The sequence below is a fragment of the Deinococcus rubellus genome (assembly GCF_025244745.1).
In the GTDB taxonomy this organism is placed as follows: domain Bacteria; phylum Deinococcota; class Deinococci; order Deinococcales; family Deinococcaceae; genus Deinococcus; species Deinococcus rubellus.
Map to the genome: position 1 here is coordinate 521295 of NZ_CP104213.1, position 16680 is coordinate 537974.

Genomic DNA, 16680 nt, shown 5'->3' on the forward strand with positions numbered 1-16680 from the left:
CTTCCCAATATGCGTCTTGCTAATCTTCTCGCGCTGGCAGGGCCAGCGACGCTGACGCCTCCAGACGGACACGCTCCAGTCCGCAGTCGGGACAGTGCTGACGACACTCCTTGATGGGGTTGAAGGTCAGCACGAACGGAGCGGCGATCAGCAGCAGCCGGTGGAGTGGTCTGCTTTGCGCCGACGGTTGAGCTTCATGGCAAGGCTATTTTCTCACGCCTACAAAAAACTCCCCCGCCGTGAAGCAGGGGAGAGGTGGGTTTTCCAGTTCAGAACGTTAGCTCGGCGCTCCCGGCTGGGCAGGTTTGCTCAGGGTCGGGGGCGGCGACACCGGCTGCTCGGGGGCGCTCAGCAGGATTCTCGCCAGCACCTCGCCGACGTTGCTGGCGGTGTGGATCTTGAGTTCGCCCCGGATGCTCTCGGGCAGGTCTTGTAGGTTCGGCTCGTTGTCTTTGGGCACGATGACCTCACGGATACCGCCCTGGTGGGCTGCCAGCAGCTTTTCCTTGACGCCGCCGATAGGCAGCACCCGGCCCCTGAGGCTGATCTCGCCGGTCATGGCGATGTCCATGCGGGCGGGGCGTCCGGTGATGGCGCTGATGACGGCGGTGGCAATCGTGATGCCCGCCGAGGGGCCGTCCTTGGGCGTTGCGCCGTCAGGGAAGTGGACATGCAGGTCCATATTCTTGTAAAACTCCGGGTCTGCGCCGTACTCGGCGGCGTGCTTGCGGAGGTAGGCGACGGCGGCCTGCACCGATTCCTTCATGACGTCGCCTAAGCTCCCGGTCATGATGATCTTGCCGCTGCCGGGGGTCGCCAGCGCCTCGACAACCAGCATGGTGCCGCCCACCGAGGTCCAGGCCAGGCCCTGCGCCACGCCCACCTGGGCTTCCTTCTCCATCCGGTCGGGCTTGAACATCGGGATGCCCAGGTAATCCGGCACGTTCTCGGCGTCCACTGTCCTCACACCTTCCCAGGGGGTTTCCAGCAGTGCGCGGGCGGCCTTGCGGGCCAGCTTGCTGATCATCCGGTCCACGTTTCGTACACCCGCTTCCTGGGTGTACTCCTCGATGATGCGTTGCAGCGCCGCGTCGGTGACTTCCAGGCGGCCTTCCAGCCCGTGTCCACGCAACTGACGGGGCAGGCGGTAGCGTTTGGCGATCTGGAGCTTCTCCGGCATGGTGTAACCGGGAATCTGAATGATCTCCATGCGGTCGAGGAGGGGTCGGGGGATGGTCTGGAGGCTGTTGGCCGTGGTGATGAACATAACCTGCGAGAGGTCGTAGGGCACTTCCAGGTAATGGTCTTGAAAGGTGTGGTTCTGCTCGGGATCGAGGACTTCCAGCATGGCGCTGGAGGGGTCGCCGCGCCAGTCAGACGCCATTTTGTCGATCTCGTCGAGCAGCATGATCGGGTTGACCACGCTGGCATTCTTCATGCCCTGGATGATCCGGCCCGGCATCGAGCCGATGTAGGTGCGGCGGTGGCCGCGAATCTCGGCCTCGTCACGCATGCCGCCCAGTGACATCCGCACAAATTTGCGGTTCAAGCTGCGGGCGATGCTCTTGCCCAGCGAGGTCTTGCCGACACCGGGAGGGCCGACCAGGCACAGGATCGGGGCGCGCAGTTCGGAATCCTCGATGCGCTCTTCCGCCGTGCGCTGCTTCTTCTCGCCCTTCTCGTCGAGTTCGTCGGGCTTGTGGGTCAGCTGCCGCACCGCCAGGAATTCCAGAATGCGCTCTTTCACATCATCCAGGCCGTAGTGGTCGTCGTCCAGAATGGTGCGGGTGCGGACGATGTCCAGAATTTCCTCGTCGCGCTTGCTCCAGGGCACATCGGTCAGCCAGTCGATATAGTTACGAACCACGGTGCCTTCGGGGCTACCGCCGGGCGTGCGCTCCAGTCGGGCCAGCTCCTTGAGGGCCTTTTCCTTGACCTCGGCGGGCATTCCGGCAGCCTCGATCTTCTCGCGCAGGGCCTCAACCTCGGCGGGGCCTTCCTCGCCGCCGCCCAGTTCCTTGCCGATGGCCTTCATCTGCTCTCTGAGGTAGTACTCGCGCTGGTTGGCGTCCATCTGCTCCTTGACGCGCCCGGCCACCTTCTTGTCCATATTGAAGCGCTCGAGGTCGCGGGTCAGGTGTTGCAGCACCAGCATCAGGCGCGGCTGCTCACCGCTGGCGTCCAGCACCGCCTGCTTCTCTTCCAGCGTCCAGGTGGCGTGGTGGGCGATCTGGTCGGCCAGCGCGCCCGCGCTGGTCAGGGTCTTGATGCCCTCGAGCTGGTAGTTGTCGAGCCGCAGCGTCTTGTTCTGGCGCTGGTATTCCTCGAACGACGACTTGGTTTCCTGCATCAGCACCCGCAGCTCGTCGGGGTTGCCGGGCTGGGTGTCCAGGGTCTCGACGCGCACCCGCAGGTAGCTGCCGGGCACCTGATCGAGCATCTTCACGCGCTCCTGCGACTCCACCAGCACCTGATAGGTGTTGTCGGGCAGCCGCACGACCTGCTTGATGACGGCCAGCGTGCCGATCTCAAACAGCTCGCCGGGCATCGGATCGTCGGTGGCGGCGTCCTTCTGGGTGACCACCAGGACGCGGCGGTCTGCCGACTGGGCCTCGTCCACCGCCCGCTTGCTCTTGGGGCGGCCCACGTCGATGTTCATGGTCACGCCGGGCATGATCACCATATTTCTGAGTGCGACAACGGGAAGTTCCCAGATCATGTTTGCTCCTTGAGAACCGGCGCTCAAACTTGCAGGGCCGGAGATAGAGACGGCTTGGGACATCGGCGTACCCTCAGCTCAGGTGTTCTTGGATAAACAGTAGCCGCTGGTAAAAAAGAGTACGCCCTCCAACATGCCGGAATTCTAACGGGCAGGCTGGAGGGCTGCTGTAATCTAAACTGCTTTGTTTTATGCAGACTTCTTGAGTCCCTTAGACTCAAGTACCTTAAGCGGATCATCGATATTCTCGGCGTCGAAGGTCACCTTTTTCAGCGATTCGAGTGGCAATTCGAACAGCAGATCGGTCATGGACTTTTCCAGCACCGCCCGCAGGCCGCGCGCCCCGGTCTTGCGGGCGGCGGCGCGGTGGGCCACTTCCTTGAGGGCTGCCTCAGTGAAACTGATGTCCACGTTCTGGAAGCCGAAGAGGGCCTGGTACTGCTTGATGATGGCTCCCTGCGGCTCGGTCAGGATGCGGATCAGCGCTTCCTCGTCGAGGTCCTGGAGCTGCACGACCAGCGGCAATCTTCCCACGAACTCGGGAATCAGGCCGAACTTGACCAGATCTTCCGGCAGGAAACGCAGCTCGGCCTTCTCGTCACCCTTGTGCTCGGCTCCGAAGCCCAGCCCGCGCACGTTGGTGCGGCTGCGGCCAATGTCGGCGATACCGTCGAAGGCCCCGCCCACGATGAACAGGATGTTCTTGGTGTTGACCTGAACGAGTTCCTGCTGGGGGTGCTTGCGGCCGCCCTGCGGCGGCACCTGCGCCACCGTGCCCTCGATGATCTTGAGGAGCGCCTGCTGCACGCCCTCGCCCGACACGTCGCGGGTGATCGAGGTGCCTTCCGACTTGCGGGCGATCTTGTCGATCTCGTCCACGTAGATGATGCCGCGCTCGGCGGCGGCCACGTCGTAATCGGCGGCCTGGAGCAGCCGCACGATGACGTTTTCCACATCGTCACCGACGTACCCGGCCTCGGTCAAGGTGGTGGCGTCGGCAATGGCGAACGGCACTTCCAGCATCTCGGCCAGCGACTGGGCCAGCAGGGTCTTGCCGGTGCCGGTGGGGCCGATCAAGAGGATGTTGCTCTTTTGCAGGCCCACGTCGGGGTGCGCCAGGCGCTGGTAGTGGCTGACCACCGCGACGGCCAGCGCTTTCTTGGCCTCGTCCTGGCCGATCACGTACTCGTCGAGGTAGGTCTTGATTTCCCTGGCGCTGGGCAACTCGTCGAGGTTGAACTCGCCGCCCGCCTTGCGCTGCTGCTTGACCAGATCGAAGGCGCGCTCGGTACACTCGTTGCAGATGAAGGCGGTGCGGCCCGGAGCTTCGATGAGCTGGACGATTTGGGGGTGGCTGCGGCCACAGAACGAACAACGGTCAGCCACGGGCGGCCTCCTTTACAGGTATAGAGAGCACCAAATTTATGAGGAACAGACGGCGGTTCAAGCCTTCTCCAGTTCGCGGCTGCTCTCGACCACCGAGTCGATCAGGCCGTACTTCATGGCCTCTTCCGGCGACATGAAGTAGTCGCGCTCCATATCGCGCAGCAGCTTCTCGCTGGGCAGGTCGGTGTGCTGGTGGTAGATATTGACCAGTTTGTCGCGCAAATAGAGGGTCTCTTTGGCCTGCACTTCCACGTCGGGGGTGTTGCCCCGGAAGCCGCTGGACCCCTGGTGGATCATGATGCGCGAGTTGGGCAGGGCGTGGCGCTTGCCCTTGTTGCCCGCCATCAGCAGCACGCTGCCCATGCTCATGGCGATGCCCACGCAGATGGTGCTGATGGGGGCCTTGATGTGGCGCATGGTGTCGTACATCGCCAGGCCCGCGTAGACCTCGCCGCCGGGGCAATTGATATACATCTGAATTTCCTGCTCGGGGTTTTGCGAATCGAGCAGCAGAAGCTGCGCCACGACGGTGTTGGCGACCTGCGAATCAATCGGCGTGCCGAGGAAGATGATGCGGTCTTTGAGGAGGCGCGAGTAGATGTCGTACATCCGCTCGCCGCGCCCGGTCTGCTCGATCACATAAGGAATAACACTCATGCCGGGCATTCTAGCGCGGGTCTGCCTTGAAAACGTGCGCTGATGCGGCGACGTTCGCCCCTCTGCGGGGACCAAAAATACAGGCACGAAAAAGCATTGCCGGTGAGTAACGGCACCCAGCGATCATCTCTTATGGCTGCTGCCTTCCGGCCCTGACCAGGTTCGAGCGTCGCCGCTGCGCTACGCCAGCAATGCGGAGGGCAGTGTAGCACCTGCGGGGGCGGGGTGGGAAGCCTGCTGGTCTTTGTCAGACATACACTCCCGTCGTCGACAGTGCAGACCAGGGGGAGAGGGAAAACGTGCGCTGAGACGGCTCCGGTCTCACTGGTCGAGGGCAGGCCACCACAGCCTCAGATCGTAAGAGCTGTGTAAGAGTGCGGCGTTTACCATTCACTCAGCAGCGAAGGAGACACCGACGCCGCCGCAATAGCAACAGGCGAACGCAGCTATTTAATTCTCTTTCTGCGAGCGCTACCCAGGAGAACAGCATGAATAACAAGAACCGTACCCAGGGCTTCACCCTCATCGAGCTGCTCATCGTCATCGCCATCATCGGCATCCTGGCCGCCGTTTTGATCCCCAACCTGCTGGGTGCTCGCGCCAAAGCCAACGATGTGGCAGCTGCAGCCGTGGCCCGCCAAGTGCTCACCGCGATGGCTGCTATGGAAGTCGGCAATCCAAACTCGACTGGTGCAGATGCTACCTGCACCCTCGCTAGCAAGGTCGTCACCGTAGCATCAGGTAATGCTACCCCCACTGCGTCTGTGAATGCTCCTGCTCCGATCACGGATGTTACGTGCACTAGTACCGCTGCCACCTACACGACTGTCGTCACCTACGATGGTGGCAGCACTGGCAAGAGCCCACTCACTGTAGTCGCCGCTAAGTAACTTATAGTTTAATAATAAGGTCGTCCTCCGGGACGGCTTTTTTGTTAGCTATAGACTCTCTAGTGTAATGAATAAAAAATGGAGTACGATCAAGAGCAGTTAAGGCTTTACCATAATAAATCTTCTCTTGGATATTATAATCATTTCGGTAATGCCAGCGGATCAGACCTATTGGCTACCGGCTTTACCGCGAATAGGGGCTGACCTGAGCATCGGATTATGGTGAAAGGTCGATATCACGAAACTTGAGATTGTAGGCGAGCACGGCCAGGGCGACTTTCCGCCGCAAGCTCAACTTGGTTTTGACCTGCCCCCAGCGCAACCCCGCGCCCACGAGAACGGAGAAGGCCGATTCGATGATCTTGCGGGCGGCAGCATACTCTTCCTTCCAACGCGGGTCCGGCGTCTTGGCGTTCGTTTTCGGCGGTGTGCGGTACGTTCCAGATTGATAGCCCTTGTCCCCAATTTGCTTTGGCCCACCATAGGCGGGCCAGTCAACATTCATCTCACAGCCAACGACGAAGTCGTGGACGTTGGCTGGGTGCAGTTCATATTTGGCAATCTTGCCGTTCAGCGTCGTCCAGGCATGTACCTTGTATCCATACACCATCCCAGCGGTGCTAAACCCATACGCGGCACCTGGAAATTTGCAGCGTTTTGCCCGCTTGAAGAGGCAAGTGGGCAGCGGTGCGGAATCGATCACACTGAAGTCGAGTTGCTCGACTTCAACGCTCACGCGCTCAATGACGGGTGTCAAGCGCTCCAGGCGCACCCGCGCCTGGACTTCTGAGGGGAACCACGGAAAGAAATTGGTCTTCAACATCGCCCACCAGCGGCTGAAATACACCGCTTTATGGAGGTGCTGGAGCACCGCGACGGCCACCAATTGTGCATCCGAAATTTTCTCGTGGCGATGGATCAATTTCTCTGGCATCTGTGGGCTCAGCCAGGTCGTGAGGCGCTGGAAGCTGCTGGGGATCGGCGGTAAACTGAGATCGGGACGGCCCATAACACCGTCCCATTTTCATACCTGCTCATCAGTTGTCAACCCCTATTTGCGGTGGCTTTATGTATCTGTCCTAGTTCAGTGTCTACATCAATCAAGTCCAAGTCGTAACTACTGGGCGGCCCTCATTTCTCTGGGTCCGTCTGCCACTTTAAGTTCGTTCTTTTCCGCTACCCTCTCCCCATGACCCTCCCCGCCCTCAAAGAATGGGACGCCCAGGCCCAGGCCCTCACCAGCGGCCAGACCGCCGTGATTCTCCGCAAAGGCGGCATCATGGAAACGCACGGCGGCTTCGAGGCCGAGCACCGGGCGTTTTTGCTCTATCCCACCTTCCTACACCAGAACCCGGCGGAACTGCGCCCCGAGTTTCAGCCGCTGCTGCGCCCCGACCCTATGCCGGGCCAGATCGCCCTGCCCGCCCGCGCCGAGGTGCTGGACGTCTACAAGATCGAATCGCTGGAGCAGGTGCTGGCGCTCGAAGACCTGCAAGCCCTGAATGCCGCCGCCGTCGAGCGGAGATTTCACTACCGCAATCGGCCCTGGCTGCACGCCCTGGTGCTGCGCGTCTTTCCCTTGACGCCACCGCTGACGATCAGCGAGACGCCCGAGATGCTCGGCTGCGTGAGCTGGGTGCCGCTGGAGCTGGGCCTGGAGGTGCCTGCCGCCGCGCCCGCGCTGGCTGAGGCGGCGCTGGAGCACCTGCGCGGCGAGGTCAGGGATCGCCTTCACGTCAGGCGCTAGAGTGGGCAGATCATGTCCCAGACCCTCAGTTTCAAAGACACCATCGTCATCCGGGCGCGGCCCGACGTGCTGTTCCGGCTGACGCTTGACCCCAAGCGCCGCACCCGCTGGGACCCCAATATCCGCTTAGCCAGCTATGTGGGCGACGAGAAGCTCATCAGCGGCTCGCTGGTCAAAATCAAGCTGGAGCGCCGACTGCTGGGGTTGTCATACACCGCCAAGTACGGCCAGATTCAGGCTCCGTTTCGTGGCGGCTGGGAAGCGCTCAAGCCGTTCGGGCCACTGGAAAGGTACACCCAGGGCTGGGTCTTCAAGAACATTCCCGGCGGCACCGAGGTCACGCTCAGCACCAACGCGACCATCCGCTACAAGTTCATCGAGAAGCAGATCGAGGCGCAGCTTCGCAACATGAGCGGGCGCACCCTGATCGAGTTGCAGCGTGCTGTCGATCAGCAGGGCGCGCAACTGATGGAAGACACCGCCAAGCAGTATCAGGACAGGATGCGTGCCGAGAAGGAAGCGGCCAAACGTAAGGGCAAGCGGCAGCGGGCCCCCAAGTAGCTCCAGCTCTTACAGGGCTGCCCAGCCCTCGAAGCCGTCGTCGCCCACGCTTTCCAGCCGGGCGGTGCCGGTGCCGCCAGCATCCTGACCCTGATGGCTCACGGCGTAATTCCACCCGGCCTTGAGATTGAGGGCGAAGCTGGTGGTGGCCTGCGCCGCCGCCCCGGATGCGGGCGTGACCGGGCAGCGCCGTTCGCCCTGCACCCGCGTCGCCGTGCTGGCGTAGATCAGGGTGCGCTGGTCAAGGCGTTGGGCCCCGCCCGGATTGTCGCTGCGGGTCTGGCTCACCAGGGGCAGGGGAACGGTGCCACTCGCCGGAAAGGCGCTGAGCTGATTGATCTGATAAAACTGGGCTGCCGGATCGCTGGACGTGACGCTGCTGGTGCAATTCGGCGGCGTGTCTGCCAGCAGACTGGGCCGCAGGAAAGGCGACAGTGCCTGGGCGCTCGGCAGCGGCAGGGTAAAGCGGCCCGCGCTGTCGAGGCTGGTGCTGGCCAGCACCGTCTGATCTCGGGCCAGCACCCTGATTTGCCCCGCGCCGCCGGACCAGCCCCGCACCTGGGCGCGCACCTGGGTGATTCCTTTGGACGAGCAGGCGCTGAGCAGCAGCGGACCGAGGGCGAGCAGCAATAAAGCGCGCATGTGGGTGAGCATAGCGCCGGGGTCCCGGGGCAGATGTGCCGGGGGCGGCGAATGAGTGAATCACAGGTCAGGGTTATTTCCAGCGGCCCGATTTCTGGGGGGACAACCGACGCGCCTTGCCGCGCAGTTGCCTGAATTTCTGCTGACCGCGCCGCATGCCGTGGTCGGGCCGCACGCCGTCGGCAATCAGGTGCAACCACTGGCTGACGTAGTAGCCCAGCGCCAGCGGCAGCAGCCAGGTCAGGTTGAATTCTGACGGGCCGAGCGGAGGCCACTTCAAAGCAGGCCACACAGCGCTGAGAAGCGCCCACACGATGGTCAGCATCAGGCCCAGATAGACGAGCCGGGTCAGCGGTCCCAGCAGCCAGGTGTGTGACAGCCCCCGGTGACTGAACATCCGGCCATACGGCACCCACACGAAGCCCAGCCAGCCCCAGCGCCGCTTGCTGTCCACCCGGCCCTCGGCCAGATCGAGGTCAGGAGAGAGCAGGAAGGTTCCGGCGGCGTAGGCAGCGCTGAAGGCCAGGCCCTGCACCGGGGTAATGACGATCAGTTGCTGCTGGCTGCCCCATACGGCGGCGGCGGCGATCACGCCGTAAGTCGCCGTATTGATGATGTTGTGAACGCGCCCGCTTGGCATGCCGGGTATTGTGCCGCACCGCCCGCCCCGCAGGTCAATGCGGAGGCAAGCCCGGCAATCTGGTTCATCCCCCGTCAGCCGAAAAGCGGCATGCTGAGGCCAGATGAACCGCCTGAACCTGACTGCGCTGCTGGGCCTGAGCGCCCTGCTGACCGCCTGCCCCCAACCGGCCCCGCCCAGTGCTCTCAGTGACGCGGTGGTGGTCGCCGGACCTGCTTTGAGCGCCACGTATCAGGCGTCCTTTCAGGGAAGCTGGCTCATCAGCGGCCTGCCCGCCTGGCTCACCGCCTCGCCCAGCAGCGGCAGCGGCGACGTGAAGACCACCTTCCGCATCAACCGCAGCGCGGGCGCGCCGCACACCGCCGATCAGGTGCGGCTCAGCACGCCGGTCAAACTGGGCTGGCAAACGCCCGCTGGCGCAGCGGGCAGCGCGACCCTGACCGTGAGCGCCGATCTCTACCACCTCAGCGGTCAGGTGAGCGTGGCCGCCGCTTTGGGACAGGCTTTGCCCACGCCCGCGCCGCTGCGGGTGAATGCCCAGCCCGGCCCCCAGCCGAGCGCCCAGGGCATCATCGTCAAATACAAAACGGACGCGGCCTTTGCGGCGGCCCTGAGAGGAAACGGGTTTTCTGGAACTGGATTGTTCAGGGCGCAGTCGTTGGGCCTGAACTCGTATTCAGGCCGCACCCTGGTCGTGCAGCCTCAGTTCTTGCAAAGTCGGACCCCGCAAAGTCAGATCCTGCAAGCCCAGAACGTCCAGGCCCAGGCCCAGGCCCAGGCGACGGCCCTCACGGCGCTCAGGGCCGATCCGAACGTCGAGTACGCGGTGCCGAACGCCGTACTGCGTGCCCAGAACCTCCCAACCCAGCCCGGTTCGGGCCAGGCGCTCGACGTGCAGGCCCCCTACGCGCCCGCCGACCAGTACGCGCCCTTGCAGTATGCCTACCGCCTGATGGGCTACGGCGCGGTGTGGCGCGACATGAAGACCACGCCTTACCTCAAGCCGGTGACGGTGGCGGTGATCGATACTGGGGTGCGCTTCGACCACCCTGACCTGGCCGGGCGGCTGTGGAAAAGCAGCGAGGGCGCGCTCGACCTGGTGACCAGCGACACCTTCGGCCCCGACACCGATCCCACCGACCCCGGTGAAGCGGGCGTGGACGGCAGCCACGGCACCCACGTCAGCGGCATCATCGTGGCAGGCGAGGGCACCTTCGCCTCGCCCTGTGCCGGATGCAGCGAGAGCGGCGTGGTGGGCGCGGCCCTGACTGCACCCATCAAGGTGCTGCCGGTGCGGGCGATCGACCGCTTCGGGAACGCCTCGGAGTCAGACGTGGCGCTGGCGGTCAACTACGCTGCGGGCCAGCCGGTGACGGTTCAGGGTGTGACGTACACCAACCCGCACCCGGCCCAGGTCATCAACCTGTCGCTGGGCGGTCCGATCAGTGTGGCCGAGGCTCAGCCGCTGTGCGACGCCATCGCCGACGCCACCCAGCGGGGATCGCTGGTGGTCGTGGCGGCGGGCAACGGCGGCGGCACCCAGCCGTACTATCCGGCGGCCTGCGCGGGGGCCGTTAGCGTGGCCTCGGTGCGGCCCGATGTGGGCGGCCTGCCGCTGCACGCCGAGTACAGCCAGAGCTATCCCCAGGTGGCGCTGGCCGCGTACGGTGGGGCCGATCCCAGCAACCCCACCTTCAACATGAACCTGATGCTCGGTGGCAAGCCGGTGTCCGATTCGGTTTTCTCGACCTCCTGGGATTACCAGAAAAATCAACCCACCTACCAGTTCGAGTCCGGCACCTCGCAGGCCACGCCGCAGGTGAGCGCGCTGGTGGCGCTGCTGCTCAGCAAGGGTGTGGTCAGTACCCCGGCGGCAGCCTTGCAGCGCATTGAGGCCACCGCCACCGACCTCGGCGTGCCGGGCCGCGACAACGATACGGGTTTCGGCGTCATCAATGCGGCGGCGGCCCTGGGCGCGCCCGCTGTCAGCAACGTCTTCACGCTGAGCATTCTGGGCGAGGCGAGCACCTTCACGCCGCCGCTCGACAACGCGGGCCGCTTCAACGCCTACCTGCCGGACGGCGCGTTTCAGGTGCTGGCAGGCTTTGACCGCAGCGGCAACGGCCTGGGCGGCGAGGTGGGCGAGCCGGGTGCGAAGGCCACCGTCACCCTGGGGCCGGACCAGACAGCGGTGGACGTGGGGACGCTGAACGTTGGGCCGTGAGGGCAGGTTTCGACTTCCCCCACCACCATGCCCCGCAGCATGGCGTCAACTTCCAGCCTGATCCGTCAGCCGCGCCCAATCTTGCGGCGTGTCCACGTCGCGCAGCGCTGCCGAAGGCAGCGTCACCCAGGCCGCCTGCGCACTGTACTCGCGGATCAGGTGCTTGGGGCCGTGGTCGCCCGACTGGGTAAAACCGCCGAACAGATCGGCCCGGAACAGGTGCGGCGGAGCGCGCACGCCCTCAGCGCCGTAGCGGGCCAGCACCAGCGGTGCGTTCGTTTCCCGGAACAGCTCCAGCACCGCCCGGTGATGCTGGGACGTCACGAAGGGCATGTCAGCCAGCGCGAAGTGGGCTGCCGCTACTCCGCCGGGCAGCGCCGCCAGGCCCGCCCGGAAGCTCTCCGATAAACCGAGGTCGGGTCGGGGGCATTCGGTGAAAACCAGCGGCAGGTCAGCCAGTACCGCGCGTATCCGGATGCCCAGCTCGCCTGGCGGCACCACCGCCACCACGCCCGCAAACTCCGCTGCCAGTACGGCGCGGGCGGCCCGGCGCACCAGCGTCTCGCCGCCGAGCGCCAGCAGTTGCTTGGGCTGCCCCAGGCGGCGACTCAGTCCCGCTGCCAGCACCACGCCCCAGACCGGACTGTTCATGGCCTTTAGTTTAGCGGCCCGCAGTTGAGAAGCCCAGCGCCTGCTACCCTGAGCGGCAACCATGTCATCACCCTCAGCCGACCTCGGCGCGGCCCTTGCGGCCACCGGCTACCTGCCTTCCCCGGCCCTGAACACCGCCCTGCGGCTGGTGACGCTGCTGGGCAAGCCGCTCCTGCTCGAAGGCCCGGCGGGCGTCGGCAAGACCCAGGCCGCCAAAGCGCTGGCATCGGCGCTGGGCACTTCGCTGATCCGGCTGCAATGCTATGAGGGCCTCGATGCCCAGTCTGCTTTGTACGAGTGGAATTACCCGCGCCAGCTCCTGCATCTGCGCTTGCTGGAAGGCCAGGGCCAGCGCGAGAGCGAGCAAGACCTCTACCGCCCCGAGTTTCTGCTGCGCCGCCCACTGCTCGACGCCATCAGCCAGGACGTGGCCCCGGTGCTCTTGATCGACGAGGTGGACCGGGCTGACGAGGCGTTCGAGGCCTTCTTGCTCGAACTGCTGGCCGAGTGGCAGGTCAGCATTCCCGAACTCGGTACCGTGACGGCCAGGAGCCGCCCCCACGTCATTCTGACCAGCAACCGCGAGCGCGACCTGAGTGACGCCCTGCGCCGCCGCTGCCTGTACCTGTGGGTCGATTACCCCACGCCCGAGGCTGAGCTGGACATCGTGCGGACGCGCCTGCCGGGTGTGGAGGGGCGGCTGGCCCGCCAGGTGGTCGGCGCGGCGGCTTACCTGCGCGCCCTGCCGCTGGCCAAAACCCCCGGCATTGCCGAGACACTCGACTGGGTCGAGGCCCTGGTGGCCCTGCATCACGCGGCCCTTACGCCGGAGGTCGTGGAGGAAACGCTCGGCTGCGTGGTCAAGCTGCGTGAGGATCAGGCGGTGGTGCGCCAGAAGCTGCAAGCCTTGATGACGGCGGCACTACAAAACGTCTGATTGGAGCGGATACCGCGCGCCGACACTGCTCTAGTCCCGGGCCTCCTCGCTCTCCGGGTCGCGGCTCTCGCCGGGGCGCGGGTGTGGGGCGCTGATCTCCTGCTTGGACAGATCGGGTTTGGGCTGGTCACGCACCAGCCGGATCGAGATCGGCGCGTCGCCCATACTGATGGTGCGCTGCGGAAAGGGAATCTCGATGCCCGCCTGATCCATGGCAATCTTGATGCGGCGGTTGAACTCGCGGTGCAGGGCGTACTGGGTCTTGGGCTGCACCTTGAAGAGTGCCCGCAACTCGATGCCGTCGGCGGCCAGGTTGGTGACGCCCTGCACCTCCGGCCCGTCCAGAAAGTTGCCGCGCCATTCGGGGTCGGCGTAGAGGCCCTGAGAGACCTGTTCGAGTACCCGCAGCGCCTCATTGATGTTGGCCGTGTAGGTCACGTCCACCGTGGCGACCACCCGCGACCAGTCCTTGCTGCTCACACTGACGGTCTGAATCTGGCCGTTGGGTACGATATGCACCGTGCCGTCGAGCGCCCGCAGCGCCGTGACCCGCAGATTGAGTTTCTCGACATTGCCGCTCAGCGAGCCGCTATTGACGGCAATCACGTCGCCGACTCCGTACTGGTCTTCGAGCAGAATGAAAAAGCCGTTGAACACGTCCTTGATCAGGCTCTGCGCACCGAAGCCCACCGCCAGCCCGAACACCGAGACCCCCGCCAGCAGGGTGGTGGCGTTGATGCCGATGGCCTGCAAGACGCTGATGGCCGCGATCAGCACGATGATGACCCTCAAAGTGCTTTCCACCACGCCGCGCAGGGTCGAGAGCCGCACCGCCCGGCGGTTGAACTCGTCGCCCGGCACGATCCGTGCCGACAGGCTGCTGATGAGCCGCCAACTGATGAGGGCCAGCGCCACGATGACCACCAGTTGCCCGGCGCTGTCCCGGAACCAGGAGGTGATGATCTGCCCGGCGTCGAAGAGAATCGGTACCGGCACATACACGGCGTAGACCGATACCGAGAGTGCCGAGAAGAGGCAGACGGCCAGCCACAGCCATTTGATCAGTCTCAACAGGCTGCGGCCGACGTGCGGCCTGAGCAGCCGCAACAGGCTTTGCCCGGCCCGCCAGACGGCGTAAGTGGCCAGCAGCACCGCCACCACCTTGAGCCACACCCAGGGTTTGGAGAGTTGAGCGATGAGAAGGTCGAGCATGTGGCCCAGCCTCTCATGGGTTGATGAGCGGGTCGACAGTGGGCCGCTCAAGAGTTGGGCTGGCGGTCAGCTGCCCGGCAGATCCCTACTCAGCTCGGCCCGCTCAGCTCGGTACTCAGGCGCTCGATCAGGCGCGACTGGTGTGCCCGCGCGGCCCGTAGCAGGGCATTCTTGACGGCCCTGGCGTCGGCGCTGCCGTGCCCGATGTAGCTCAGGCCCCGCACGCCGAGCAAGATGCTCGCGCCGTAGGTGCCGGGGTCCATCTTCTCGGCCACGGTCCTCAGGCCGCCGCGCACCAACAGGCCGCCCAGCTTGCTGCGGGCGCTGCTGCCCAGGGCTTCCCTGATCCAGCCGAACAGCACCCGCGCCTCGCCCTCGGCCAGCTTGAGCACGATGTTGCCGGTAAAGCCGTCGGTCACGACGATGTCGGTGGTTCCCTTGAAGAGGTCGCCGCCCTCCACGTTGCCGTAGAAGTTGATGCCTGCTTGCTGGCGCAGCAGGGCGTGGGCTTCGAGCGTCACGGCGTTGCCCTTGTGGTCTTCCTCGCCGATGCTCAGCAGGCCCACCGTCGGGTTCTCGCGCGCCTCCACCACCTTGAGGTAGGTGCTGGCCAGCCGCGCCCACTGCGCCAGATACGTGGCCTTCACGTCGGCGTTGGCTCCGGCGTCGAGCAGCGCCACCGTGCCGGTTTTGGCCGGAATGTGGGTCAGGATGGCGGGGCGGTCGATGCCCGGCAGCCGCCCCAGGATCAGCAGCGAGGCGGCCATCGTCGCGCCGCTGTGGCCCATGCTGATCAGCGCTGCCGCCTGGCCGTCCTTGACCAGCCGGGCCGCCACGTTGATGCTGGCGTCCTTGCGTCCGCGCACGTCGCTGGCGTGCTCGTCCATGCCGATCACGTCCGGCGCGTCCACGACTTCCAGCGGCAGGCCCGCCGCGCCGGGGTACTTGCTGAGTTCGGCGTGCAGCTTGACCCGGTCGCCCACCAGCATGACCCGTACCCCGGCTCTGGCCGCCTGCACCGCGCCGTCAACGTTCGGCACGGCTCCGTGATCGCCGCCCACCGCGTCCAGGGCCAGCGGCAGGCCAGCGGCATTGGCAGCTGGGGTGGGGGTTAGGGCCGATTCAGCGGTCATCTTCGGTGTCCAGGGCGCTGCTCACATAAAAGGGACGCGGTTCGGTGCGCTCGGTACGGGCGGTGGTGTCCCGGCTGGCGTTGCCGCCCTCGCTGGGCAGACGGTACCCGGGGCGCTCCACGGCGGCGCGGATGTCCTTGAAATCCACATACTCGTCGGCGGCGTTGCGAAGCTCGTAACTGGTCATCTCGGGAATCGAGGCGACGATCACCCGCTTGCCGCGCGTCCGCAGCGCTTCCACCGGGCGCTCGAAGTCGCCGTCGCCGGTCAGCAGCACGGCCACGTCGTAGAGGTCGGCAGTGGTCAGCAGATCGGTCACGATCTCGATGTCGAGGTTGGCGCGGCGGTGGGTGTCGCCGTGCTCGTCGGTGTTCTCGCGCAGGGTGCGGGTCCGCACGGTGTAGCCCATGTAAGTCAGGGCGTCGATGAAGCGCTTTTGCTTGTCGTCCACCGGAGTGGGGACGGCGGTGTAGTAAAAGGCGTTGTAGAGCCGTCCCAGGCCGGCGAAGTGCTCCAGGATCTTGCGGTGATCAAAATTCCAGCCGAGCCGCTTGGCGGCGGCGTACACGTTGGCTCCGTCAATAAACAGGCCGATCCGCTCAGGGTGTTCCATACGTCCTCCGGGCCGCAGCGGTGCTCCGGGGTTAGCCTGCCGGGTGGGGGCTTCACTGGGCAGCCGCACGGCCAATACGATGTTGAAATAGGGCTTGAATAGAGAAGTCTCGAATAGCAAGCACGGTAGAAGTGCAGCCAGGCAGAGCAGCCGGGGAGGGCCGCTGGCGCAAACCACAGGATAGCGGGTTTGTGTTCAGGCGTGCCAGGTGTTCAGGAACGCCTCAGCCGTCCAGCGGCAGTTGGGGCCGCAAGCCGGGCTGCTGGAGTGCAGTCCACACCTCGCCGCGCAGACTGACCAGGTCCACGCCGCCGTAGTGTGGGGGCAACGCCTGGAGGTACCTGTCGGCCTTGTCGAAGTTGCGGTGGGTCAGGCTGCCGTGCGCCCAGCGTTTGTGCAGCGCGGCGGCCAGCAGAATCAGCGCCTGGAGGAAGGCCCGCTCGTCGCCGCGCGCGAGCAGCCAGCGCGCTTCCCAGGCTTCGTGGGCTTCCCACCAGTGGCCCCCGTTGAAGAGCCGCGCGCCCGCTCGAAATTCTGAACCGCTCACCTGCTCAGTCTGCCTGCCTTCACCCCCGTCCCGCCAGCAACTAAAGGACCGCTCAAGACCGTGAGGGACCAAAACCAACCTGTCACACATGTCATTACAGGTGAGGCGACGTACACTGTTG

The 16680-nt window shown here is 64.8% G+C and carries 16 protein-coding genes and 1 other RNA gene; 5 read left to right on the forward strand and 12 right to left on the reverse strand.

The window, feature by feature from the left end:
* Positions 1-277: 277 nt before the first annotated feature.
* The 4 genes from lon to ffs form a co-directional block, all read right to left on the reverse strand.
* Positions 278-2719, reverse strand: a complete 2442-nt coding sequence (gene lon / locus N0D28_RS02715) for an endopeptidase La (RefSeq protein WP_260560863.1) — start codon at positions 2717-2719, stop codon at positions 278-280.
* 189 nt (positions 2720-2908) lie between these two features.
* On the reverse strand, positions 2909-4105 hold the full coding sequence (clpX, locus tag N0D28_RS02720; protein WP_260560864.1) for an ATP-dependent Clp protease ATP-binding subunit ClpX: 1197 nt from the start codon (positions 4103-4105) through the stop codon (positions 2909-2911).
* Between the two features lie 57 nt (positions 4106-4162).
* The gene (clpP, locus tag N0D28_RS02725) at positions 4163-4771 is read right to left on the reverse strand and encodes an ATP-dependent Clp protease proteolytic subunit (RefSeq protein WP_260560865.1); all 609 of its coding nucleotides are present in this window, start codon (positions 4769-4771) and stop codon (positions 4163-4165) included.
* An 84-nt stretch (positions 4772-4855) separates the two neighbouring features.
* Positions 4856-4954: signal recognition particle sRNA small type (ffs, locus tag N0D28_RS02730), an RNA gene on the reverse strand.
* Between the two features lie 296 nt (positions 4955-5250).
* On the opposite strand from ffs, the gene N0D28_RS15620 reads away from it, so the two are divergent.
* Positions 5251-5652 carry a type II secretion system protein gene (locus N0D28_RS15620; protein ID WP_376777648.1) on the forward strand — a complete coding sequence of 134 codons (402 nt, stop codon included), beginning with the start codon at positions 5251-5253 and terminating at the stop codon, positions 5650-5652.
* Positions 5653-5869: 217 nt separating this feature from the next.
* Here the strand turns inward: N0D28_RS15620 and N0D28_RS02740 are convergent, their stop codons facing one another.
* Positions 5870-6661, reverse strand: a complete 792-nt coding sequence (locus N0D28_RS02740) for an IS982 family transposase (RefSeq protein ID WP_260560866.1) — start codon at positions 6659-6661, stop codon at positions 5870-5872.
* Between the two features lie 180 nt (positions 6662-6841).
* Between N0D28_RS02740 and N0D28_RS02745 the strand changes: the two genes are divergently transcribed.
* Together N0D28_RS02745 and N0D28_RS02750 are read left to right on the forward strand one after the other, a co-directional pair.
* A complete protein-coding gene (locus N0D28_RS02745) occupies positions 6842-7399 on the forward strand; it encodes a DUF1802 family protein (RefSeq protein ID WP_260560867.1) in 558 nt (185 codons plus the stop codon).
* A 12-nt stretch (positions 7400-7411) separates the two neighbouring features.
* Positions 7412-7960 carry an SRPBCC family protein gene (locus N0D28_RS02750; protein ID WP_260560868.1) on the forward strand — a complete coding sequence of 183 codons (549 nt, stop codon included), beginning with the start codon at positions 7412-7414 and terminating at the stop codon, positions 7958-7960.
* A gap of 9 nt (positions 7961-7969) precedes the next feature.
* Here N0D28_RS02750 and N0D28_RS02755 read toward each other — a convergent pair whose 3' ends face one another.
* Both N0D28_RS02755 and N0D28_RS02760 read right to left on the reverse strand, forming a co-directional pair.
* Positions 7970-8602, reverse strand: coding sequence for a hypothetical protein (locus N0D28_RS02755; RefSeq protein ID WP_260560869.1), 633 nt, complete (start codon positions 8600-8602; stop codon positions 7970-7972).
* A gap of 73 nt (positions 8603-8675) precedes the next feature.
* Positions 8676-9242 (reverse strand): metal-binding protein, encoded by a 567-nt coding sequence (locus N0D28_RS02760; RefSeq protein ID WP_260560870.1) that lies wholly within the window; start codon positions 9240-9242, stop codon positions 8676-8678.
* Positions 9243-9345: 103 nt separating this feature from the next.
* Between N0D28_RS02760 and N0D28_RS02765 the strand changes: the two genes are divergently transcribed.
* Complete coding sequence (locus N0D28_RS02765; protein ID WP_260560871.1) at positions 9346-11466, forward strand: S8 family serine peptidase; 2121 nt, start codon at positions 9346-9348, stop codon at positions 11464-11466.
* Between the two features lie 45 nt (positions 11467-11511).
* On the opposite strand, the gene N0D28_RS02770 is transcribed toward N0D28_RS02765, so the two are convergent.
* Complete coding sequence (locus tag N0D28_RS02770) at positions 11512-12117, reverse strand: nucleotidyltransferase family protein (protein WP_260560872.1); 606 nt, start codon at positions 12115-12117, stop codon at positions 11512-11514.
* A 61-nt stretch (positions 12118-12178) separates the two neighbouring features.
* Between N0D28_RS02770 and N0D28_RS02775 the strand changes: the two genes are divergently transcribed.
* The gene (locus N0D28_RS02775; RefSeq protein WP_260560873.1) at positions 12179-13054 is read left to right on the forward strand and encodes an AAA family ATPase; all 876 of its coding nucleotides are present in this window, start codon (positions 12179-12181) and stop codon (positions 13052-13054) included.
* 30 nt (positions 13055-13084) lie between these two features.
* Here the strand turns inward: N0D28_RS02775 and N0D28_RS02780 are convergent, their stop codons facing one another.
* From N0D28_RS02780 to N0D28_RS02795, 4 genes are all read right to left on the reverse strand, one after another.
* Complete coding sequence (locus N0D28_RS02780; protein WP_260560874.1) at positions 13085-14266, reverse strand: mechanosensitive ion channel family protein; 1182 nt, start codon at positions 14264-14266, stop codon at positions 13085-13087.
* Positions 14267-14355: 89 nt separating this feature from the next.
* Positions 14356-15399, reverse strand: coding sequence for a phosphate acyltransferase PlsX (plsX, locus tag N0D28_RS02785; RefSeq protein WP_260560875.1), 1044 nt, complete (start codon positions 15397-15399; stop codon positions 14356-14358).
* Complete coding sequence (locus N0D28_RS02790; RefSeq protein WP_260560876.1) at positions 15389-16012, reverse strand: LabA-like NYN domain-containing protein; 624 nt, start codon at positions 16010-16012, stop codon at positions 15389-15391. The genes plsX and N0D28_RS02790 overlap by 11 nt, the downstream gene beginning before the upstream one ends.
* Before the next feature lie 223 nt (positions 16013-16235).
* Positions 16236-16559: a DUF309 domain-containing protein gene (locus N0D28_RS02795; RefSeq protein ID WP_260560877.1), complete on the reverse strand. Its 324-nt coding sequence runs from the start codon at positions 16557-16559 to the stop codon at positions 16236-16238.
* Between the last annotated feature and the right edge of the window lie 121 nt (positions 16560-16680).